Annotated in this window: 23 protein-coding genes; 12 read left to right on the forward strand and 11 right to left on the reverse strand. The window is 69.6% G+C overall.

Annotation, left to right across the window (positions count from 1 at the left end; translation table 11 throughout):
* The first annotated feature begins 27 nt into the window (after positions 1-27).
* Positions 28-507 (forward strand): hypothetical protein, encoded by a 480-nt coding sequence (locus tag IPL40_01210; GenBank protein ID MBK8479787.1) that lies wholly within the window; start codon positions 28-30, stop codon positions 505-507.
* A gap of 130 nt (positions 508-637) precedes the next feature.
* Here IPL40_01210 and frr read toward each other — a convergent pair whose 3' ends face one another.
* From frr to rpsB, 4 genes are all read right to left on the reverse strand, one after another.
* Entirely contained in the window at positions 638-1,195 is a 558-nt protein-coding gene (frr, locus tag IPL40_01215; GenBank protein ID MBK8479788.1) for a ribosome recycling factor, read from the reverse strand.
* A gap of 54 nt (positions 1,196-1,249) precedes the next feature.
* Positions 1,250-1,963 carry a UMP kinase gene (locus tag IPL40_01220; GenBank protein ID MBK8479789.1) on the reverse strand — a complete coding sequence of 238 codons (714 nt, stop codon included), beginning with the start codon at positions 1,961-1,963 and terminating at the stop codon, positions 1,250-1,252.
* 20 nt (positions 1,964-1,983) lie between these two features.
* Positions 1,984-2,601: a translation elongation factor Ts gene (gene tsf, locus IPL40_01225; protein ID MBK8479790.1), complete on the reverse strand. Its 618-nt coding sequence runs from the start codon at positions 2,599-2,601 to the stop codon at positions 1,984-1,986.
* 172 nt (positions 2,602-2,773) lie between these two features.
* Complete coding sequence (gene rpsB / locus IPL40_01230; GenBank protein MBK8479791.1) at positions 2,774-3,616, reverse strand: 30S ribosomal protein S2; 843 nt, start codon at positions 3,614-3,616, stop codon at positions 2,774-2,776.
* A 671-nt stretch (positions 3,617-4,287) separates the two neighbouring features.
* On the opposite strand from rpsB, the gene IPL40_01235 reads away from it, so the two are divergent.
* Positions 4,288-5,352 carry a class I fructose-bisphosphate aldolase gene (locus IPL40_01235; protein MBK8479792.1) on the forward strand — a complete coding sequence of 355 codons (1,065 nt, stop codon included), beginning with the start codon at positions 4,288-4,290 and terminating at the stop codon, positions 5,350-5,352.
* Here the strand turns inward: IPL40_01235 and IPL40_01240 are convergent.
* From IPL40_01240 to IPL40_01250, 3 genes are read right to left on the reverse strand one after another with little or no spacing between them, the layout of a single operon-like run.
* Positions 5,339-6,649 (reverse strand): MiaB/RimO family radical SAM methylthiotransferase, encoded by a 1,311-nt coding sequence (locus IPL40_01240; GenBank protein ID MBK8479793.1) that lies wholly within the window; start codon positions 6,647-6,649, stop codon positions 5,339-5,341. The genes IPL40_01235 and IPL40_01240 overlap by 14 nt on opposite strands.
* 16 nt (positions 6,650-6,665) lie before the next feature.
* Positions 6,666-7,088, reverse strand: a complete 423-nt coding sequence (locus IPL40_01245) for a thioesterase family protein (protein MBK8479794.1) — start codon at positions 7,086-7,088, stop codon at positions 6,666-6,668.
* 13 nt (positions 7,089-7,101) lie between these two features.
* The gene (locus IPL40_01250) at positions 7,102-8,958 is read right to left on the reverse strand and encodes a DnaJ domain-containing protein (protein ID MBK8479795.1); all 1,857 of its coding nucleotides are present in this window, start codon (positions 8,956-8,958) and stop codon (positions 7,102-7,104) included.
* A gap of 63 nt (positions 8,959-9,021) precedes the next feature.
* On the opposite strand from IPL40_01250, the gene IPL40_01255 reads away from it, so the two are divergent.
* Together IPL40_01255 and IPL40_01260 are read left to right on the forward strand one after the other, a co-directional pair.
* Positions 9,022-9,456, forward strand: coding sequence for a DUF192 domain-containing protein (locus IPL40_01255; protein MBK8479796.1), 435 nt, complete (start codon positions 9,022-9,024; stop codon positions 9,454-9,456).
* Between the two features lie 16 nt (positions 9,457-9,472).
* A complete protein-coding gene (locus tag IPL40_01260; GenBank protein ID MBK8479797.1) occupies positions 9,473-10,264 on the forward strand; it encodes a Stp1/IreP family PP2C-type Ser/Thr phosphatase in 792 nt (263 codons plus the stop codon).
* Here IPL40_01260 and IPL40_01265 read toward each other — a convergent pair.
* Both IPL40_01265 and IPL40_01270 read right to left on the reverse strand, forming a co-directional pair.
* On the reverse strand, positions 10,230-11,024 hold the full coding sequence (locus IPL40_01265) for a TlyA family RNA methyltransferase (GenBank protein ID MBK8479798.1): 795 nt from the start codon (positions 11,022-11,024) through the stop codon (positions 10,230-10,232). The genes IPL40_01260 and IPL40_01265 overlap by 35 nt on opposite strands.
* Before the next feature lie 8 nt (positions 11,025-11,032).
* Positions 11,033-12,055, reverse strand: coding sequence for an NDP-sugar synthase (locus tag IPL40_01270; GenBank protein ID MBK8479799.1), 1,023 nt, complete (start codon positions 12,053-12,055; stop codon positions 11,033-11,035).
* A 173-nt stretch (positions 12,056-12,228) separates the two neighbouring features.
* Between IPL40_01270 and IPL40_01275 the strand changes: the two genes are divergently transcribed.
* Positions 12,229-13,209 carry a GGDEF domain-containing protein gene (locus IPL40_01275; GenBank protein ID MBK8479800.1) on the forward strand — a complete coding sequence of 327 codons (981 nt, stop codon included), beginning with the start codon at positions 12,229-12,231 and terminating at the stop codon, positions 13,207-13,209.
* Here the strand turns inward: IPL40_01275 and IPL40_01280 are convergent.
* Positions 13,167-13,748: a DUF1318 domain-containing protein gene (locus tag IPL40_01280; protein ID MBK8479801.1), complete on the reverse strand. Its 582-nt coding sequence runs from the start codon at positions 13,746-13,748 to the stop codon at positions 13,167-13,169. The genes IPL40_01275 and IPL40_01280 overlap by 43 nt on opposite strands.
* Before the next feature lie 70 nt (positions 13,749-13,818).
* Between IPL40_01280 and IPL40_01285 the strand changes: the two genes are divergently transcribed.
* From IPL40_01285 to IPL40_01315, 7 genes are all read left to right on the forward strand, one after another.
* Positions 13,819-15,096: a hypothetical protein gene (locus tag IPL40_01285; protein ID MBK8479802.1), complete on the forward strand. Its 1,278-nt coding sequence runs from the start codon at positions 13,819-13,821 to the stop codon at positions 15,094-15,096.
* 70 nt (positions 15,097-15,166) lie between these two features.
* Positions 15,167-15,574, forward strand: coding sequence for a tetratricopeptide repeat protein (locus tag IPL40_01290; GenBank protein MBK8479803.1), 408 nt, complete (start codon positions 15,167-15,169; stop codon positions 15,572-15,574).
* Positions 15,575-15,691: 117 nt separating this feature from the next.
* Positions 15,692-16,120, forward strand: coding sequence for a hypothetical protein (locus tag IPL40_01295; GenBank protein MBK8479804.1), 429 nt, complete (start codon positions 15,692-15,694; stop codon positions 16,118-16,120).
* Between the two features lie 129 nt (positions 16,121-16,249).
* Positions 16,250-17,446 carry a hypothetical protein gene (locus tag IPL40_01300; protein MBK8479805.1) on the forward strand — a complete coding sequence of 399 codons (1,197 nt, stop codon included), beginning with the start codon at positions 16,250-16,252 and terminating at the stop codon, positions 17,444-17,446.
* A 73-nt stretch (positions 17,447-17,519) separates the two neighbouring features.
* Positions 17,520-18,125, forward strand: a complete 606-nt coding sequence (locus tag IPL40_01305) for a hypothetical protein (GenBank protein MBK8479806.1) — start codon at positions 17,520-17,522, stop codon at positions 18,123-18,125.
* Positions 18,122-18,649 (forward strand): hypothetical protein, encoded by a 528-nt coding sequence (locus IPL40_01310; GenBank protein ID MBK8479807.1) that lies wholly within the window; start codon positions 18,122-18,124, stop codon positions 18,647-18,649. Before IPL40_01305 ends, IPL40_01310 begins: the two co-directional genes overlap by 4 nt.
* 493 nt (positions 18,650-19,142) lie before the next feature.
* Positions 19,143-19,979, forward strand: coding sequence for a hypothetical protein (locus tag IPL40_01315; GenBank protein ID MBK8479808.1), 837 nt, complete (start codon positions 19,143-19,145; stop codon positions 19,977-19,979).
* A 124-nt stretch (positions 19,980-20,103) separates the two neighbouring features.
* Here IPL40_01315 and IPL40_01320 read toward each other — a convergent pair whose 3' ends face one another.
* Entirely contained in the window at positions 20,104-20,622 is a 519-nt protein-coding gene (locus IPL40_01320) for a hypothetical protein (protein MBK8479809.1), read from the reverse strand.
* Positions 20,623-20,769: the final 147 nt, after the last annotated feature.

Raw genomic sequence — 20,769 nt, forward strand, 5'->3', positions numbered from 1 at the left:
ACGGGAAGAATACGAGGAGGGGGCGTCATGTCGAGCTCGCGGGAGGCGCTTACGGCGCATGTCAGCAAGGATGCCGGGACGCCGCTGACTGGTGCGCTGGTCTACGAGGATGTTCCGGTCGGCATCTGGGCGATTATCTACGCCATTCTGGGTCCCCTGCTGCGCGTCCGGGTGCTCTTCTTCTCCTTCGACGGCCTGAGGCGGCTCGTCTTCGGTCAGACCGAAGGCTACCTCGGCCTGACGACCTCGGGGACGCTCGTGCGAATCGTTACGCCCGAGAAGGGCGCGGCTGAGGTCGTTGCGCTGACGATGAAGGGTGCTTCGCTGAAGGAGCGGGGCGGCGCCTACTTGCTGAAGGCGCCCAATTTTCGCTGCGCGATGCGCTTTACGGCGGGGCCCTTCCTCGATGCCAAGGGCGAGTATATCCGAAGCCCCGAGCTGCTGGCCGAGGGGCAGAGGATGGTCACGGAGCTGGTGGCTGCCGTGCGCGCCCAGATCACTACGTAGCGGATCACTACGTAGCGGATCACTACGTAGCGGATCACTACGTAGCGGATCACTACGTAGCGCCCCGCCGGAGCGCCGCCGAGGGTGGGGCGTTCACCTCCTCGTCACGACGCCGTCGGTCGCGGCGCGCTCAATCCTCGAGGATCTGCTTTTCCTTGGCGGCAACCAGCTCGTCGGCCTGCTTGACGTGCTCGTCCGTCAGCTCCTGGATCTTGGCCAGGCCGCGGTGCAGGGCGTCTTCCGAGACCGTGCCATCCTTCTCCAGCTCGCGCGCCATCTCATTGGCGTCGCGGCGATGCCCACGCAGGACCACCCGCATCTCCTCGGCGACCTTGCGCACGTCCTTGACGAGGTCCTTGCGCCGCTCGCCCGTGAGCGGCGGGATCGGGACGCGAACCAGCTCACCATCGGAGCTGGGGTTGAGGCCGAGCGACGACTGCTGCAACGCCTTCTCGATTAGCGGGACCAACGCCTTATCCCAAGGCTTGACCGTAATCAGGCGCGGGTCGGGCACCTGGACCGAGGCCACCTGATTGAGGGGCGAGAGCGTGCCGTAGTACTCGACCTTGATTCCCTCGAGCAACGCCACGTTCGCGCGGCCGGTACGCCGCCGGGCGAGGTCGCGCTTGAGATTCTCGATCGTGGCGCTCATCTTGACGCCGAGTTCGGCAATTACCTCGTCGATCATCTGCGAGTCTCCTTCCGTCCCCAGCGTCGTCGCCGGGTGCTCGGCACGCTGGACCTAGCGCTCCAGCACGCGCGTCCCGACGCTGTGGTCGCCGCCGAGCACGCGCGCGATGTTTCCCGCCTGGGCCATGCTGAAGACCACCAGTGGCAGCGCGTGGTCGCGACAAAGCGTGACCGCCGTCGAGTCCATCACCTTGAGCCGCCGTTCGAGCATCTCGAGGTAGGTGATCTCGTTGAAGCGGCGCGCCTCAGGGTGCACACGCGGGTCGCAGTCGTAGATCCCATCGACGCCGGTGGCCTTGAGCAGGACCTCGGCGCCGACCTCGAGCGCGCGCAGCGCCGCCGCCGTGTCGGTGGTGAAATAGGGATTGCCGGTGCCGCCGGCGAGCAGCACGACCTCGCCTGCGTCGAGTCGGGCGATCGCCTCGCGGCGCGTGAAGGGATCGCAGACCTGCATCACTGGAATGGCCGATAGCACCGAGGTCGGGCGACCGCGCCGCACCAAGGCATCTTGCATCGCGAGGCAGTTCATCACGGTGGCGAGCATGCCCATCGTGTCCGCGGCCGTACGGTCCATCCCCGAGGCCGCGCCGGTCAGTCCGCGGAAGAGGTTGCCGCCGCCGATGACGACGGCCGGCTGAATGCCGAGCGCGACCGCACCGTCGATCTCGGCGGCGATCGCCGCCAGCTTCGCGGTGTCGATCGACCGGTCGGGCCCGCCTTGCAGAGCCTCGCCGCTAAGTTTCAACAGGACTCGTCTGAAGGGCACGCAGGCCTCCTCGGCGCGGACTAGGTCGCGGTCGTCTCGATGCCCTCGCCGACCTCCCAGCGCGCGAAGCGCCGGATCTTGCAGTTCTCGCCGAGCTGGGCGATCAGCTCGGTCAGCAGGTCCTTGATCTTGCGCTTGCTGTCCTTGACGTAGACTTGCTCTAGCAGGCAGACCTCGCCGTACCACTTCTCGATCTGACCCTCGACGATCTTGGCGAGCACTGCCTCCGGCTTGCCGCCTTCGCGTGCCTGGGCCGTGCGAATCTCGCGCTCCTTCTCGATCACCTCGGCGGGGATGTCGGCCGGCACGAGAAAGCGCGGCGCCATCGACGCGATCTGCAGCGCCACGTCGCGGACGAAGCCCTGGAACTGATCGGTCTTGGCGACGAAGTCCGTCTCGCAGTTGACCTCGACCATCACGCCGATCTTGCTGCCCGAGTGAATGTAGGCGTGGACGAGGCCGTTGCTGGCGCTCCGGCCGGCCTTCTTCGCGGCCGTCGCGAGGCCCTTCTTGCGCAGGAACTCGGCCGCCTTCTCGAGGTCGCCGTCGCACTCGACGAGCGCCTTCTTGCAGTCGGTGAAGCCGGCGAAGGTTCGATCGCGCAGCTCCTTGACCATTTGTGCGGTGACTTCAGCCATGACTTACTCTCCCTGATACTTCGTTAGGGCCGCGAATCCGCTGCTGGCGCTATGGCGCCGGCGCGTGGCGGCCGAGGGTGTGCGAGCACGGGACGGGTTGAAACCTGGGCCCGGTGGCGCGGGGTCGGCCGCCGGCGGCTCGTCCCCGCGCGGCCTGAGGCCCGTTGGATCCCTACTTCGCGTTCTCGTCTGGCGTGGCCGCAGCCTCGGGCTCGGGGCGTGGGCCGCTGCGGCGCGAAACGACCTCGACCTTCGGTCCGTCACCGCCGGAGGCGACGCGAATCGGCTCAGACGCGGCGTGCTCACGCTGTTGGTCGCGCTCGCGATTGACCGCCACCGCGCGTACGCGCCCGAAGCGCTGTCCGAGGAGACAGGCATCCGCGAGGCGGGCGGCGAAGAGTCGAATCGAGCGAATGGCATCATCGTTCGCCGGGACAACGTAGTCCACCGTGTCGGGGTCGCAGTTGGTGTCCGTGAGCGCGACGATCGGGATCTCGAGCCGGCGCGCCTCAGCGACGGCGATGCGCTCCTTGCGCGGGTCGACGACGACGAGCAGGCCAGGCAACGTGGCCATGTCCTTGATGCCGCCGAGGTTGCGGTCGAGCTTCAGGGCGCTGCGATCGAGGCGCAGGCGCTCCTTCTTTATCAGCTTTTCGCCCTCGGTCTGGATCATCGTCTCGATGGTTCGCAGCTTCTCGATGCTGCCGCGCACGGTGCGGAAATTCGTCAAGGTGCCGCCGAGCCAGCGGTTGGTGACGAAGTACATCCCGCAGCGCGTGGCCTCCTCGCGCATCACCTCTTGGGCTTGGCGCTTGGTGCCGACGAAGAGCACGCTCTGGCCGTTCGACACGACCTCGATCACCTTCTTGAACGCGGCCTGAAAGAGCGGCTGCGTCTGCTGCAGATCGATGATGTGGATGCCGTTGCGCGTGCCGTAGATGTACTGCCGCATCTTCGGGTTCCAGCGCTTGGTCTGGTGCCCGAAGTGCATGCCCGCCTCGAGCAGGGCTCGCATCGTCAGCGACTCGCCGTCAGCGGTGGTCGGCGGCGCCGTTGTCACCGGCACGGTGTTCGGCACGGTGTTCGGCACGGTGTTCGGCACGGTGTTCGGCACGGTGTTCGGCACGGTGTTCGGCACGGTGTTCGGCGCCGGTGCTGTGGGGAGGGTCCCCGAGCTCAGGTCACTCATCTTCTTGTCTCCTGGCGTTATGCGGCCGGCTGGCTCCATGGTCATGGGGCCAGCGTGACCGTTCCTCCGCCCGCGGGTCGCCTTCTACTTTCACCCCCGTATGGGAGCACGCCGGATAGAAGCCCACAGAGCGTGTGTTTTCGACGCGCCCGGATACCATGGGCCGTCGGGCAAGGCAAGCGCAGCAACAGCGCAGCAAAGCGCGTCGCCGTCGGCAGGGCAGGGCAGGGCCTGTCCCGAGCGTCGGGTGGCGATCGACCCGGTGGCGGTCGAGGGGCCGGCAGCGATCCAGGCGCCCTTAGCGATTCAGGAGGGCCGTTAGCGAGTCGGGAGAGGATCGTTCGGCGGCTCGGCGCCGGTCTGTTTGCGGATTGGCGAGGCTGGTGGTAAAAGCCCGCGCGGTTGGGCCACGATGGCGCTAACAGCAAATCCGCCTCAGAGCGATGCATGAGTCGGCGCGCTACGTCAGGCGGCGGGCGCGTCAGGAGGGTGAGCCGATGAGTACGATGGGTCGTGTTGTTGAACAGCTTGGCAAGGACGGCGAGAGCCTGCTGAGCCACACCTGTAGGGGGATCCCCAAGGAGCAGCTCGCGCTGCCGGGGCCGGACTTCCTCGATCGCGTGTTCGTCCAGTCCGATCGTCATCCCCAGGTGCTCGTCAACCTGCAGCGGCTATTTGGCACCGGTCGCTTGGCGAACACGGGCTATTTGTCGATCCTGCCGATCGATCAGGGCATCGAGCACTCCGGTGCTGCCTCCTTCGCGCCGAACCCGATCTACTTTGATCCGGAGAACATCGCTAAGCTGGCGCTCGATGGCGGGTGCAACGGCGTGGCCAGCACGCTCGGCGCCCTCGGCGCCGTGGCGCGGCGCTACGCGCATAAGCTGCCGCTGATCCTCAAGATCAATCACAACCAGCTGATGACCTATCCGAACACCTTCGACCAGGTGCTCTTCGCGGATGTCGAGCAGGCCTGGAACATGGGCGCGGCGGCCGTCGGCGCGACGATCTACTTCGGTTCCGAGGAGTCGAACCGGCAGATCGTGGAGATCTCGCAGGCCTTCCAGCATGCGCACGAGCTCGGCTTGGCGACGATCCTGTGGTGCTACCTGCGCAACCCGGGCTTCGTCAAGGACGGCGTCGACTACCACACGGCGGCCGACCTGACGTCGCAGGCCAACCACCTGGGTGTGACGATCCAGGCCGATATTATCAAGCAGAAGCTGCCGACCACCAACGCGCCGGGCTTCACGGCGCTGAAGTTCGGCAAGACGCATCCGCGCGTCTACAGTGAGCTGAGCAGCGATCATCCGATCGATATGGTCCGCTGGCAGGTCGCGAACTGCTACATGGGCCGGATGGGCCTGATCAACTCCGGCGGTGCTTCCAGCGGGGCTGGCGATCTGGCCGAGGCGGTGCGGACCGCCGTGATCAACAAGCGCGGTGGTGGTACGGGCCTGATCTCGGGGCGCAAGGCCTTTCAGCGGCCGGTGGCCGAGGGCATCGCGCTGCTCAATGCGATCCAGGATATCTACCTGGCCAAGGAAATCACCGTGGCGTGAGCGCGCCGACGAGGTGCGCCGAGTGCGCCGCGACCAAGCGCGTCGACTCGATTCGATTCGCCAGCACGACCGTCGCGGCGGTCGTGCTGGTGACCCGCAGATAGTTATCGGTCAGCCCCCACCAACGCCGAGCGCCTCCGCCTTCGATCGGCGCCCCCGCTCCCTCCCAGAGCACCGGACGACGGCTGCCGACCCAGCGCGCGAGCTCGATCCGCCTGAGGTCGTCGCTCAGCGCGCGCAGCTGCGCGGCGCGTGACTGCACCACCGCGGGCGCCAGGTGTTGGGGGAAACGGGCCGCGGCGGTGCCTGGGCGCGGCGAGAACGGGAAGACATGGACGTGCGCAGGCCCGGCCTCCTGGCAGAGGCTCAGGGTCTGCGCGAAGTCCTCGTCGGTCTCCCCGGGAAAGCCGACCAGCAGGTCGACGCTGAGCACGAGGTGGGGGATGGCGCGGCGCGCCGCCGCGAGCAAACGTAGGTAGCTGGCGCGGTCGCCGCGGCGCCCCATGCGTCGCAGGAGGCGGTCCGAACCACTCTGCAGCGGCAGGTGCAGGTGCGGGCAGAGGCGTGGGTCTTCCCAGAGCGCCCAGAGCGCCGCCGGCACGTCCCAGGGCTCGAGGGAGGAGAGGCGCAGGCGCGCGATGCGTGTCCGCTGCAGCACGGCCCGGACGAGCGTGTCGAGCCGTTGGGCAGGTCGCTCGGTCCATCCTCCGAGGTGGACACCGGTCAAGACCGCCTCCTGCCACCCCGCGTCCGCCAACGCCGCCACCTCGGCAACGACCGCCTCGCAGGCGACGCTGCGCTCGCTGCCGCGCGCCAGCGTCACCACGCAGAAGGCACAGCGGTAGCGGCAGCCATCTTGCACCTTGACGAAGGCTCGGGTGCGGCGGCGTAGCGGGCGCGTGGAAAAGCTCGGCGTCGGCCGAGGCAGGGGCGCGCGTCCTGCGCCGTGCCCCAGGAGGCGCTCACGGAGCAGCTCGGGCAGGCGATCCTTCTCGGCGTTGGGCAGCAGCAGCGTGGCACTGGGGAGCGGGCCGATCGCGGCAGGGTCGAGCGTCGCGAGGCAGCCCGTGAGCACGAGCGCGGCCTCGGGGCACGCCTGGCGCAGGCGCTGCAGCGCCTGGCGTGACTTGCGCGCGGCCTCTCGCGTCACCGCGCAGGTATTGAGCACGAGGACGTCGGCGCCGCGGGCGTCCTCGATGACCGTGAACCCGTCTGCCGTCAGCGCTCTGCCCCAGCGCTGGAGCTCAGCCTCGTTGAGGCGACAGCCGAGCGTGCTGAGATGGACTTGCACGGGCATTCGCCGCTTGGAGCCGCTAGCGGCGCGTCGCCGCCGGCTGGAGCGCGAGCAGCTCCGCGGGGAAGGCGCGGACGCCGTAGCTCGCGTCGAGGCAGACGAGCTGAACCTGCGCCGCGCAGACCAGCTCATCGCCACGCAGCAGCCGCTGATCGACGCATAGTCTGTACTCGCTCCGGGGTGGGTCGAAGCGCGTCAGAACACGGCAGCTTTCACCCAGGCGCGCGGCGCGGCGAAAGGTGATCTCGAGCTTGTAGACGGCGAAGAGATATCCCGCCGCATTCCACTCCGCGATCGGCCGCTCGAGGGCTGCGCCGATTAGCTCGGTGCGACCGCGCTCGAAGAAGCGCAGGTAGTTGGCGTGGTAGACTAGCCCGAGGCAGTCCGTGTCCTCGTAGTAGATCTTGATTCCGAGTTCGCCCTGCGGGGTCGTGCGCGGCATCGCCTTTGCTTCTCTATTTCTTGCGCCAGCGGTCGAGCAGCCCGCCGAGCGCCCCCTGGCCCTTGCCGCCACCCTCCTTCTCGCCGCGCATGCGAATCAGCCGCATCCGGCGTTGGGCATCGACGTGGTCCGGTTTGATCTCGAGCGCGCGGTTGAGGGCCCCCACCGCGCGTCTCTCTTCCCCGAGCGCCAAGTAGGTCTCGCCGAGGAAGTAGTTGATCTGAGCGTTCTTGGGCGCGAGCTCGAGCGACTCGAGCAGCAGTTGCTTAATCTTTGGTAGCGCGGCGGCCTTGTCCACCTGCGGGTCGCAGAAGGTCGTCCACGCGATCCACGCCAGATGCTCGCCCTCGCTGCCGCTGAGCCGACGCGCCTCCGTGAACTCCTCCAAGGCCTTGGCGAACTGCTTCTTGCGAAAGGCCACTGTGCCGCGCTGGAAGCAGAACTCGGCCTCGAGCGCAGTGCGGGCCTCGTCCTTCGCTCCGGCAGGTTGGCTGAGGCTCGCCTCATAGGCCGCGCGCGCCTTGGCGTCCGCGAGCACGGTGTAGGCTTCGTTGGTGCGGCGAAAGAGCTCCTCGGCCTTCTGTGCGAGATCGCGCAGGCCCAGGCCAAGGACCCGATCGGGGTGGAACTGCTTGGCCAGCGAGAAGTAGGCGTCGCGGACCTGGGCCGCGGTCGCCGTCGGCTCGAGCGCCAGGACCTCGAAGTGGGTCTTGCCGCCGAGCGCCGCGCTGGCCGTCTCGATCAGCTCGCGCAGGTCACGGGCGGCCGCCCGCTGCTTGGCTCCGCTGCTGGCGTCGCGCGGGCTGCTGCCGGCCGCTGCGCTTGTGCCCGGCGAGGTCGAGGGGGCATTGGCGCGCCTGGCGGCCGCGCTGCCCGGGCCGGGTCGCGGGACCGCATAGACGCCAGAACCCGAGCGCGCTGCCGCCGCGGGCGGCTCGCCCTGCCCGGCGGCACCGCGAGCCACCGCGCCGGCCGGCGGAGTGCCCGCGAACTGGCCGGCCAGCGCTGTGAGATCGGGTACCGAGGTAGGTCGCTGCGGGTCGGTGCCCGCGGGCGAGCCGCCGCGCAGAGGTGGCTCGGCGCTGTTGGCGATCCCAGCGCTCGCGCTCGGCGCTATCTCCTCCTGGCCGAGCACGAGGGCTTCGGTAACCCAAAGCACGTAGAGCAGCATATCCGTCGCCAGGGGTCCTAGATTGCTGATGCGCGCCAGGCGAGGCACGGGCAGCGCGCCCCGCTCGAGGATCGTCAGCAGCGCGCCCTCTTCCTTGTCGAAGCCGTAGCGTGGCAACCACTTGGCGAAGTCCGGCCGCAGTTGGACGGTGGTGTCGGCGAGCTTGCTCAGCTCGCCCGCGAGCTGTTCGGCGCCGAACGCGTTGCGCACGCCATTGTGAATCAACCACAGGGGATCGACGCGGACGCGAGCGGCGTCGGCGCGCAGACCCTGATCATGGTCGCCGCTGAAGAGCCGGAAGGGTGCGCCCTGGTAGGAGAAGACCCGATTGAGCTTGCGCCGCAGCTGGAGCTGCAAGGCGTTCACCAGGCGCTCTTCCGTGATCGCGCCCATGCCGAGGAGGATTTGGCCGTAGAGCTGGCGCCCCTCGGCATACTCTGCGAGCGAGCGCTCGAATTGCTCGCCGGTGATCCAGCCGTTCTCCAGCAGGACGCGACCGAGGAGGTCCTCGGTCGTGGGAAGATCCGCGTGGATCGGCACGCCCTCGCGGAAGAAGACCTTTGCGGTGCCACCCTCGGCGCGGTCGATCTCGAGCCGGCCGAGCAGCGAGCGCTTGTAGAGGTAATAGAGCAGCCGCGGCAGCGGATAGCGCTGCAGGTCACCCTGCACATCTGGGGACGCATCGGTCTGCGGCTCCACCACGAGTTCACCTTGGCGTGATTCATTTCGGAGGCGCACCATTGTCGGGTGACAATCGCAGCCATGTCAAACGACCCGCCGCTCATGCAGCCGCTGGCCGCCTCCTCCGCCGTCGCGCTGCCGACGATCTGCGCCGGCGCACGGCTCCGGGTGTTCAACGCGACCCGCGCCCGGCCCCTGGCGGAGCGGCTGGCCTTGGCGCTGACGTCGTGGCAGCGGCTGCGCGGCCTGATCGGGCGGCCTCCGCTCGCGGCGGGCGAGGCGCTGCTGCTGCGGCCCTGCGCCGCCGTCCACGGCGCTTGGATGCGGGTGGCGATCGACGTGATTTTCCTCGATGCCGAGGGCCGGGTGGTGGGCCTCGTGGCACCGCTGCGGCCGTGGCGCCAGTCCGGATTTCTTCGCGGGGCGTGCGCCGCGCTCGAGCTGCCGGTCGGGACGGTGACGCTGAGTCAAAGCGCGATCGGCGACGAGGTGGTGTTCGTGCCAGCGGAATGCTAACGTCGTGGCCCCTGCCATGAGTTCGTCTTTTCCCCTCGAAGGGCTACGGGTCCGGATCGCCGGCGAGACCGACCGTGGTCGGAAGCGCGCCCACAACGAGGATACCCTGCACCTGCCGGTCGACGAGCGCGTCGTCCTGGTGGCCGACGGCATGGGGGGCCATGCCTGCGGGGACGTGGCGAGTCAGCTCGCGGTGGCGACCGTCGCAGCCCATCTCAGCGCTACCGTCGACGAACAGGACGCGACCTGGCCCTTCCACTTCGACCGTGATCGGCGGCGGCACGAGAGCCGCCTGGTGACGGCGATTCGGCTCGCCAACGCGGAAATCTACCAGGCCGCGCGCCGCGATAGCGCCCTGCGTGGGATGGGGACGACGCTGGTGGCCGGGCTCTTCTGCGACGAGGAGGTCGTGCTGGCGCATGTCGGTGACAGCCGGATCTATCGGCTGCGCGACGGCTGCCTGACCCAGCTCACGGAGGACCACTCGCTGCTCAATGATTACATTCGGATGAAGCGGATCGACCGCCGCGACGCCGATCGCTTCCCGCAGAAGAACGTGATCGTGCGCGCGCTGGGGATGAAGGACGCGGTCGGCGTCGATACGCGGCGCGAGGTTGCGCGCCTCGGCGACCTCTACCTCTTCTGTTCCGATGGGCTGTCGGGCATGCTCAGCGATGCGCTGATCGAGCGCACCGTCGCGGCTGAGGAGGACCTCGACCGCGGTTGCGAGCGGCTGATCGCGTTGGCCAACGAGGCCGGTGGCACGGACAACATCACGGTCGTGCTGGCGCGGCTCGAGCCGGCGTAGTCAGCAGCAAGAGGTGCTCGAGGTTGCCCTTCGGGCCGGCGATCGGCGCGTCGACGCCGCCGACCACGGTCAGCCCGCGCGCGCGCGCCCACGCTGCGATGTCGCTGATTGCCTTGGCGCGGGTCTCCGGATCCCTCACCACGCCGCCACGCGCCAGGCCTGCGCGTCCGACCTCGAACTGCGGCTTGACCAAGGCGACGATCGACGCCGCGGGCGCCAGGCAGGTCACGATCGAGGGCAGCACGAGGCGCAGCGAAATGAACGACACGTCGACGGTGGCCAGCGTTGGCGGCCATCCCTCCGCCGGACCGAGCCGCTGCCGAAGCGCTTCGGCGCTGAGCTGGCGCGCGTTGGTCCGTTCGATCACGCTGACCCGCGTGTCTTGACGCAGCTTCCAGGCCAACTGGCCATAGCCGACGTCGATGGCCACGACGTGGCGCGCGCCGCGCTGCAGCAGGCAATCGGTGAAGCCACCGGTCGAGGCGCCAATGTCCAACGCCAAGACACCGTCGCAGGCGACCTGGAAGTGGTCGAGCGCGGCGGCCAGCTTGAGGCCCCCGCGCGAGACGAAGGGCAGGGGCTCCCCGCGCAGGCGGAGCTCGGCCTTCAGCGGGATCGCCGTGCCGGCCTGGGCGACGACGCGCTCATCGACGAGGATTTGCCCCGCGGCGATCAGCGCCTGCGCGCGCGCGCGGCTGGGCGCCAGCCCACGGGCGACGCAGAGCAGGTCCAGGCGTTCGCGTGTCTTTTCGCGTGGCATGGGGGGCGCTACCGTGGCGCCGCCGTGGGATCGTGGTCGAGATCGACGGCAACGATCTGCTCGGGCGTCACGATCGCCCGTCGGATCGACGCTCGTACATCGCTGCCCGACCAGACCACGGCTTCGGTGACGCTGACGCCTCGCCGCACCTGGCTCTTCGTGCCCAGCACTGCCGCCGGGCCAACCGTCGCGCCAGCGCCTACGACAGCGTGCGGCCCGATCAACACCGGCGCGATCAAGCGGCTCCCAGCTTCGATTCGCGCGGTGGGGTCGACGCCCACGACAGGCCCTGGCCGTGGCGCCTGCGCGGCCGCGCCCGCCAGCAGGTTGAGGTTGCCTTGGAGGTAGCGAGGGATCGTGCTGTGTTCGTAGAAGTAGCCCTCGTGGATCCAGGCGGCCAAGGGGGCTCCGCTGCGCAGCAGGGCGCTCAGCGCGGTGCGAACGACGCAGCACGGGCCGGAGGGGATCGCGGCGACGACCTCGGGCTCCAGCAGCTGAATTCCCGTGAAGAGGTAGTCCGTGAGCTTGCCGGCGGCGGGCGCCTCTTGCCCGACAATGCTGCCGATGCGCTGCGCGTGATCGACGCCGATCGCGCCCCAGGCCCTGGCCTGCGGATGGGGATAGACGACGAGCGTCGCCAGCGCGCGCCGCTCGCGATGAAAGGCGAGGACCGCCGCGAGGTCGACGTCGCTGACGAGCTTGCCGTTGACGACGAGGCAGGTGCGGTCCGGGGCCCGGCGCGCCAACGCCTTGATCCCGCCGCCCGTACCGAGCAGCTCGGCCTCGGCGACGAGCTCGATGGCCAGGTCGTCGCGCCGCTCCGCGGCGAGCAGCGCTGCTAGCTGATCGCCGAGGTGATGGGCATTGACCGAGACGTCCACGACGCCGACGCGCCGCAGCAGGGCCAGGGCCCAGCGCAGCAAGGGCTCGTTGCAGACCGGCAGCAGCGGCTTCGGGCGCTCGCGACCCAGCGCGCCCAGCCGCGTGCTGTGGCCGGCTGCCAAGACGATGCCGTGCAGCAGCTCGCTCAAACGTTACTCGCCAGTTACTCGCCAGTTACTCGCCGGTCAAGCGCCGGTCACCCACCTGGCCGAATCCATAGCACAATGGGCGCTCAGGCGGCGCCGCCGAGCGCGCGCCCTCGGGTCGACCTTGTTTGACCCACTTCCAAGCGGGATGCTATCAAGTCCGCCCCGGGGAGTTGATGACCGACCACCGTCCGAGCTTCGAGGACCCCTCGGTCGAGCGCGAAGAGCAGAACACGACCCCCGCGAGCGGCGTGCCCGTGATGGCGGAGACGCTGCGTCCCGACGAGACGATTCCGATCGATCTGGACGCCCTTCAGCGCTTCCATCACACGCGACGCAAGGGCTCCTTGATCGTCATCGACGGCGTTCCCGCCGACCTCGGCTCGCACCTGCTGATCGACGAGGCGGCGGTGATCGGGCGCGAACCGCACGGCCTGCAGCTGCGCGACGGTCGCATCTCGCGGCGCCACGCGCTCGTCGAGCGCTCCGCGGCTGGGAAGCATTTGCTGCACGACCTCGGCTCGACCAACGGCACGCTGATCAACGGGGCGCGCGTCGCTCAGCCGCATGAGCTGCAGGACGGCGACAAGGTCTTCCTCGGCCGGACCGTGATCAAGTTCACCCTCGTCGACGAGACCGAGGCGACCTACCTGCGGCGGATGGAGCAGCTCGCCGGCACCGACGACCTGACCGGCCTGCTGGCCAAACACCGCTTCGACTCGCTGCTCGAAGAGGCCGTGCGCGCGGCTGCCTTGTTGCGTCGGCCGCTCGCCGTGCTGATGCTGGATCTCGATGGGGTCAAGCGGATCAACGATACCCACGGCCATCACATGGGCGCGCATACGATCCGCGAGGTCGGACGCCTGATCGGCGAGCTGGTCGAGGGACACGGTGAGGCCTGCCGTTTCGGCGGCGACGAGTTCTGCATCTTCCTGCCGGGTGCGTCGCTGGCTCGCGCCCGAGCGCTGGCCGAGCTGATCTGTGCGCGGGTGCGCGAGGGGCGCTACGCGCTCAACGACTGCGTCGTCCAGACGACGATCAGCGGCGGTGTAGCGGTGTCCGGCGACGACAACGAAGCGGTGGCGGGTCTCCTGCACCGAGCCGACCAGGCGCTCTATCGGGCGAAGTCAGCGGGTCGAGATGGCGTCAGTGAGTGAGCGCCGGCCGCCGTCCAGCGACCGTCCGCGTCCTGGACGAGGTCGCCGGGCGCGGCGGTCGCGCGCTGGAGTCGATGAAAGACCCGCTGCACCTCTGGCAGGTCGCTGGCGCTCAGCGTGGCGTCCGAGGCGATGACGGCCTGCATCAACGACTGGCGCCAGGCGTTCACCTCGGTCACCAGCCGAGCGAGGCGTTCACGCTCATCGTCGCTCGCTGGCATTGTCACGACGACCAGCAGCCCCTCGCGGCCTTCGCCGACGAGTTGCGCGCGCTTGCTCTGGTGGGTGGCCTCGCGCAGCAGCTCGCTGTCGAGCACCGCCTGGACGAGCAGCCGGTCGGCGCGCCCCAGCGCCGTCGCGCCTCGTGCCAGGGGCAGCGCGGCCGCGGCGCTGGGCCGTTCGTGCAGCCGCTCGAAGCGGCCGAGAAGCTGCGCCTCGAAGTCCGTCTTGCGATCGACGATGATCGGACGATAGGTCAGGCAGCCGCCGGTCAGCGTCGCGAGCGCGAGTAGCGCCACGGGGGCCGAAGGCCGGATCACGGGCTCGCGTGGAGGCGGTTCGCGGCGCACGTCGCGACTATAGCGCGGAGTGTTGACCACGAGGTGGACGATGACGCGTAGACGGAGGGGCGTTCGCTCGCCCGAGGCCTCGGGCGCAGCGGCGGGACTCAGCGAGCCCCGTGGGTCGGCGGCGCCGAGGCGAGCGGCGGGCGTGCCGGCGGCCAGCAGGGGCCGCTGGGCGGCGGTGATCTGGGCGGTGGCGATTGCGCTGCTGGCCGGTGGCCTCTACGCGCGCAGCTACGGCTTCGATTACACCTACCTCGACGACAACCTGCTGATCGCCGATGACCTGCCCTACCTGACGGATCTCGGCAACCTGCCGCGCGTCTTCGGTCGCACGTTCTTTCGCCCGCAGGTCGCCGGCGAGAAGTACTACCGGCCGCTCGTGACGGGCAGCTTCGTGCTCAACGCGGCGATCTCCGGCGGTCGGCTCACCGCCTACCACGCGACGAATATCGTGCTGCACGCGCTGGTGAGCGCGCTCTGTCTCGTCTTGCTCCTGCGGCTCGGCTTCGCGCTGCGCCTGGCCGTCCCCGGGGCGGCGATCTTCGCGGTGCATCCGATTCTGGTCGGCGCGGTGGTCTGGATCCCCGGGCGGGTCTACCTCTTGCTCGGGCTCTTTACCGTGGTCGCGCTCCTGGGCTGGATCGAGTGGCTGGCGCGGCGACGCCCCCTCTGGTTGGCCGTCCACCTGCTTGGCCTGGGCGGCGCGCTGCTCTGCCAGGAGGCGGCCGTCGTGCTCCCCGTGGCCCTGCTCCTCCACCACTGGCTGGTGGCCGACGGGCCACGTTCCAGGCGGTTGACGCCGTTGTGGATCGGTTGGGCGAGTGTCTTGGTCGCCTGGTTTGCGACCTGGCAGGCGGTCGCGCTGGCCGGCACGCAGAAGCAGGCGGGCGCCTACGTCGCAGCGCTCTTCGCCCATGCCGCCGCGCCCCTGGTTTACCTCGGCAAGATCGTCTGGCCGCGCGACCTCTCCGTGCTGCCGATTCTGCGCGACAGTCGCTGGCTGCCGGGAATCGTCGCGCTGCTGCTCTTGCTCGCCCTGCTTCGCTGGGTGCGGCCCGTGGAGCGCGGGCGGGTGCTCTGGGGTCTGGCCTGGTTCGCGATCTGGATCGCGCCCTCCTTGCCGGTCGCCGACTTCATCATCATCGAGAGCCGGATCTGGTGTGCCCTTCCTCGGCCTGCTGGTGGCCGCCTTGGCGCTCGTGCGCGGGCTGGCCCACAGACCCTTGGCGCGGCGCCTGGCGCCTGCCTACGTCCCCTCCGCGCTGCTGCTGGTCGCGCTGCTGGCGTGGTTGTCCTGGGATCTCAGCGCGGCCTATCGTGACCGCGATGCACTGACGGCGCAGGCTGTGCGCACCTCACCGCATTCGGCGTTGGCCCAGGGAAATCGCGGCATGGTGCTGACCCTCGCCGACGACTTGGCCGGCGCCGAGCGGCACTTCCGCGCGGCCATCGCGCTGGCGCCGCGTCTGCCGCTGCTGCAGGGCAACCTCGGCGCAGTGCTGCTGCGGCTGGGGCGGCTCGACGAGGCGCAACGCGCCCTGCATGCCGAGCTCTCGCTCAACCCGGGCAACGGCCAGGCGCACTACAATCTGGCGTTGCTCCTGCAGCAGCGTGGGCAGGCGGAGCGCGCGCTCGAGCACTTCGAGCTGGCGGCAGCCTTCAATCCGGCCGATGTGGCGGCCCTCGGCGAGCTGCTGAAGTACTATGCGGCGCGTGGCGATAGCGCGCGGGCCGAGCGCTATCAGCGTCAGATGCAGGCGCTCGGCGTGCGCTTCTTTCAGCGGCCCGCGCCGCGCTGAAGATCGCGCCCTACAGGCGGGCCGTGGCGTCGACGCTTGCGCAGCCGGCGCTTGACAGTCGACGACGCCCGAGACCACGCTGCAGGCCCCTGGGCAACGCAATGGAGGACGGCGCAAATGTCGATCAGGCTAACGAGGCGAAGCAGGAGCGCCTGCTGGTGGGTCGGCGCGCTGGCCACGGCGCTGGTGGCGGTCGGCGCTTGCAGCGACGCGACCGACGAGGCCGATGGGGGTAGCACGCGCGACCGTGGTGCGGCGCGGACTGACGGGGGCGTCGTCCCGCCCACGCTCCCGGCCGGGCTGGTGACCTTCCGCGCCGCCGGAGCGACCACGGAGCTGAGCTTCACCCGCAGCGGCGCGCAGTATCTCGTCGTGCCCTATTCGACGGCGAGCGCTCAGGCCGAGGCGCTGGACTTCAGTGTCGAGGTCAGCGCCGCGGGCGCCGACGGCGGGGTGCGCAACACCTCCGCCCGCAGCGTGAGCGCCGGAGACCCGAGGGTGGCCTCGCAGGCCTATGGTCTGCGGGTCCGCGATCGGCCCCGCTAGGAGCGCTGGCAGCGCCGGCTTGCGGTAGAGGCGTGGACGCGGGCCACCGCCGCCAAGGCGACGCGCCAGTTCGCCGCCGCGCCTCCCTCGGGGGAGCGCGTCCGGCTGCTGAGCGGCGCAAGCTGCGTCTTGAGCAGTGAGTGCGCGGCCAGCGAGGTCTGCGCGCACGGGAGCTGCGCCGCGCAGCCGACGGTGAAGGTCGGGGCCTTTGCCAGCTCCGCTCAGACGATCACGGCCCAGGTCAAGCGCAAGGGCAGCCGCGGGGCGATTCTCGTCGAGACCGGCACGACGGTGGCCGAGGGCGCGCTGGACGAGCTGCTGCGCAATTTCGAAGACGTGATCCATCCGCGAGATGTTGCGCTCTTCGGCGATCCCCCGCTGCGCGAGGGCCAGCCGACGCTGGCCTCGGACCGCAACGGTGACGGCCTCGTTTGGATCGTCGTGACGCCGAAGGTGGCCCAGAAGGGCAACGCCGTCGGCTTCTTCGTCGCCAGCGACTTCGTGCCGGTGGCCGAGGAGCCGAAGTCGAACGAGGCGGACATCCTCTACCTGGTAGCCCCGTCGAGCGACACCGACGTGACGGCGCTCTCGACGATCCTCGCCCATGAGCTGCAGCACCTGATCGGTTTCGCCACCAAGTCGTATCGCGCGGCCGTGCGCGGCGGCCAGGCTGCGATCGAGGCGCTCTGGCTCGATGAGGGCCAGTCGCACTTTGCCGAGGATGCCTGCGGCTTCGGCGGGGAGAACGTCACCCTGCTGGCCGAGGAGCTCTTCCCGACCTTCGGTGACACGGCGCTGCTGAGCGGCGAGGACACGCTGCGCCTGCGTGCGATGGCGCTGCTCTTCGTGCGCTTCCTCTTCGAGCAGAAGGGAGCCGTCAGCTACGGCGCCCAGGGCGCGATCAGCGACGGCGGCGGAGCCGCCTGGCTCGCCGCGCTGCACAGCTCGCCGCAGCAGGGACGAGCGGCGGTCGAGGCCACCTACGGCAGCTTCAAGGGCGCCTTCGAGCGCTGGTTGGTGACGGTCGGCGTCTCCGGCCGCGGCGTCACCGATTCCCCGCTCGTGAGCTATCGCGCGCCAATCGATGACGCGACGACGGGCGCCAAGATCGGCGTCACGCTTCGCGGTCGCCGGCGCGATGCGACTGGCGTCGAGGTCGAGCTTGCCGGGCCGCTCGAGGAGCGCTTGGCGGTGGGGACGACCAGCGGGGCGATCGCCAACGCCAGCGCCAAGTACTATCTCTTGGACGGTCTGAGTGGTCAGGCCCGGGTCAAGGTGACGAGCGCAGCCGCCGACTTCGGCTATGCCGTCATCACGCTCAAGTAGCGCGGTGGTTTGCCAGTCGAGGTCCCGGAGCGCGGGGCCTCGCAGACCGCGGCGGGAGAGGTGAGGAATCGCGATGCGATTGTTTCAGCGCATGGCGGTGGCCTGGTGGCTGCTGCTGGCGAGCGGCGCCTGCGCCGCCGCGGTAGCGCCACCCGTGCCCGGCAAGGCGCTCGGCGGCAAGGTCGTGCTCGTCGGGAGCATCACCGTCGTGCGCGAGCTCGATCGCGCGCTGCCGCAGATCACCGATGAGCAGGGGCGCCGCTTCCTGCTGACGGGCGGGGGGGCCGAGGAGCTGCTCCGCTTGCACGGCCACACCGTCAAGATCTGGGGCGAGCTGGGGCCAAAGAAGCTCCTGCAGCCGACGGTGGTCGTGGCGCGCTATGAGCTGCTAGAGGTCGGCGGGCAGCGTCCGCAGGTCGGCGAGCTGCGCCTCGAGGGGGATGGTCGCCTCGTCTTGCGGCAGCCGGATCGTGTGCTCTTGCTCGAGTCCTCGACGGCGCTGCGCCAGCGCCTGCGCGCGCGCGTCGGTTGCAAGGTCTGGATCGTCGGCGAGTTGGCGGGGCGCGCGTTGCGACCCGCCGCCTTCGGCTGGCTGCGTTGCCAGGCGGCCCCGCCGATCGATGTCCAACAGGGTTCCGGGCGTGGCCCGGCGAAGAAGCGGAAGGAGCGACGAAAATGAAGCGAACTCGAAGTGCCGGGCGCCGGAAAACCGTGGGACCCTGGGTTCGGCGCGGCGTGGCCGTGCTGGCCTTGGGCGGACTGCTCGTGCTGGTCGGTGACGCTCGCGCCGAGGAGGACCCCTTCGCCGCCGGTGTCGACGCCCTGGCCGTCAACGAAGGCGATGGCAGCGCGTCGCTGCGGGCGAAGCTGAAGCTGACGAAGATGGAGCCCGATATGGTGCTGCTCCAGGTCCAGGAGGTGGAGGACGCCGCCTTTCCGAAGTGCGTCATGACGGCCAGAGTGCTCAAGGCTGCGGAGGCCAAGGACAAGGCCTTCAGGTTGATCGGGGCGGGCAAGGTCTACCGCTTCGCGCCCGTGCTCAAGCTGGGCAAGCGCGGCGTCCTCGACCTCAAGGATGAGGCCACCCAGAGCAATCTCGGCGCTTGCTACTACCCGAAAGGGACGCGGCTCGTCGCCAAGATCTGCGGCACCGATTTCAAGCAGAAGACCTTCCAGGTCGGGGCGCTCTACGTCAAACCCTGAGCGAGCGTGAGGCGGGACGTGCCCCCTCGCGCGCCGGCGGGCGCTGGTAGATGGGTCGAACAGATGAAGAGATGGGTCGAACGCGGAGTCGTCCGTTGGTCGACCAGCCCGCGCTGCCCCGCCGGAGGCGAGCCTCCCCTTCCCGCGGCCGGTCCGTCGAGGTGCTCGAACTCCGGCGATGGATGTCCGAGCTTCGGTCGATGGCCAGTTCTGGCGCTTGCGCTGCTGCGCGTCTCGCGCGCTTGAAACGCGATCCGCTCGTCTGTTCTTGATTCTTCGACCGCGCCGCGAGTTGAGCGTCATTCCCGGTATTCCGCATCGCGGGGCAGGACCTCGTTTCCTTCTCGCCGATCGACTCTTTGGCCGTTCGAGGGACTGGCGCGCCATTTGCTGCCGCGACTCAGCGACGCTGGGCCATCGTCTGCCCAAGAGCGGGCGACGCTGGCGTGGCCAAGCGTTCTTGCGGGCATGCCGGCTTGGGGAGGAGGAGAGGATGAGACGGAGCAGCGCGGGCGCGCTGAAGCCGGCAGTCGTCGGCCTGCTTCTCGTCGCAACGGTGGCGGGAAGCGCCGTGGCGGCGGGGGGCGGAGTCGCGCGACCCTCGCTCCAAGCAAACGCTGCCCACGGGGCGTGCGGATACGTCGAGCGAGCCGTCCGAGGCGAGCGCCGCAGCGAGAGCTGGCTGACCTTGGCCAACGCAAGAGGCCTGAAGCTCGAGCCCAGGACCGAGCTGGAGTCCAGCGACGCGCGGTGGGGTCGCGGCAAGGGCCGTGACCTCGGGGCGGGCCCCGAGGGCGCGGTGTGGCTCGCGCTCACGCGTCAGCCCCAGCCGCATGCCGGAATCTGGCTGCCGGGGCGCGACGGCGCGTCCGGTGTGGGGCTGGATCTCCTGCGTCGGAGTGGGCGCTGGTCGCTGAGGGTTGACATACCGTGCGCCTTCCCAGGTCCCGCCCGCGCCAGTGAGTTCGCGCCCTTGATGCTCGAGGCACGCGAGCTCGAACGCCTCACGGCTCTGCTCCGCCAGGCGCAGGTCGCGTCGCGGCCGAGACGCATCGATGTGGACGTGCTCTGCGACGGTTCTTCTGGCTTTGAGGTTGAACCGAATGAACCGGTGATCGCGGCGCTGTGGGGCCACGCACCCTTGGAGGGCTTCAACTGCGCCACGGGGCTGGCTCGGCTGCCCGTAGGAAACGCCGGCGAGAGCGTCGAGGAGCTGCTCGGCGTGCGCTCGGGTTTCGTCAGCGACCCCCCGACCCTTTGGCGTGCCCTGGCGGAGTCGGCGAGCCCGGTACGGGTGCCCTTCGTGCTCGTTCCGAGCGACTGGCATTAGCGAGGCTCTCACGCCCAGACGCACCTAGACGCACCTTGACGCACTTTAGCCCGTTCTTGACGCTCCCCCACCGCGGGGGCCGCAGCTCCGTACCTCGCTCGGTCCGCAATAGATCAACGGGCTGTTAATGCAAGGTGGGGGCGCCGGGCGGGCGCGCGTCGGTGGCGGAGCCGTCGTTTTCGGCGGCGGTCGTTGCCACCCGCAGCGGGGTCAGCCTCCCGAGCTGGTCGTCGCCGACCCGAGTGCCCTCGGAGGGCAGCGCCAGCGTGCCCTCGACGAGCTGGGGCACGAAGAGGATCGCGTCGGCCCGGGCGTTGTAACCGAGCTGCACGAGGAGCTCTTGCTCGAAGTAGTGGCAGCGGTCCTCGCAGCAGAAGAAGGGCTCACGCACGCGGTAGAGGCCCTCGTGTCGCAGCGGCTGCAGGGTCGCCCGGTAGGCCGGATGGGGCAGGACGGTCCCGCGCTCGTGAAAGACCGCCCGGTTGTTCTTCCAGGCCTGGGGCAGATAGACGCCGGGGCCGGGGTCGCCGTGGTTGTGGAAGTAGACCAGCGCGCCGGCCGGGACGTCCTCGTCGATCGGCTCGGTGGTGCGGTAGAGGCCGCAACCGAGATGCTCCTCGCCGCCTTTTGATGTGGCTGCCATGCTGCTCGACCGCGGCTGTTGTGCCAGCGCCCCGTTTTCTAACCACGTTCTATAACCACGACCGGCTCGGGGGGCAAGGCCCGCGGCGGCGGGCGCGACCCTCGGGCCCCAGCCATCGCGCGGCGCCGCCCCATTTGACCGATGGAG

It is taken from the genome of Pseudomonadota bacterium (assembly GCA_016711215.1).
GTDB lineage: Bacteria > Myxococcota_A > Polyangia.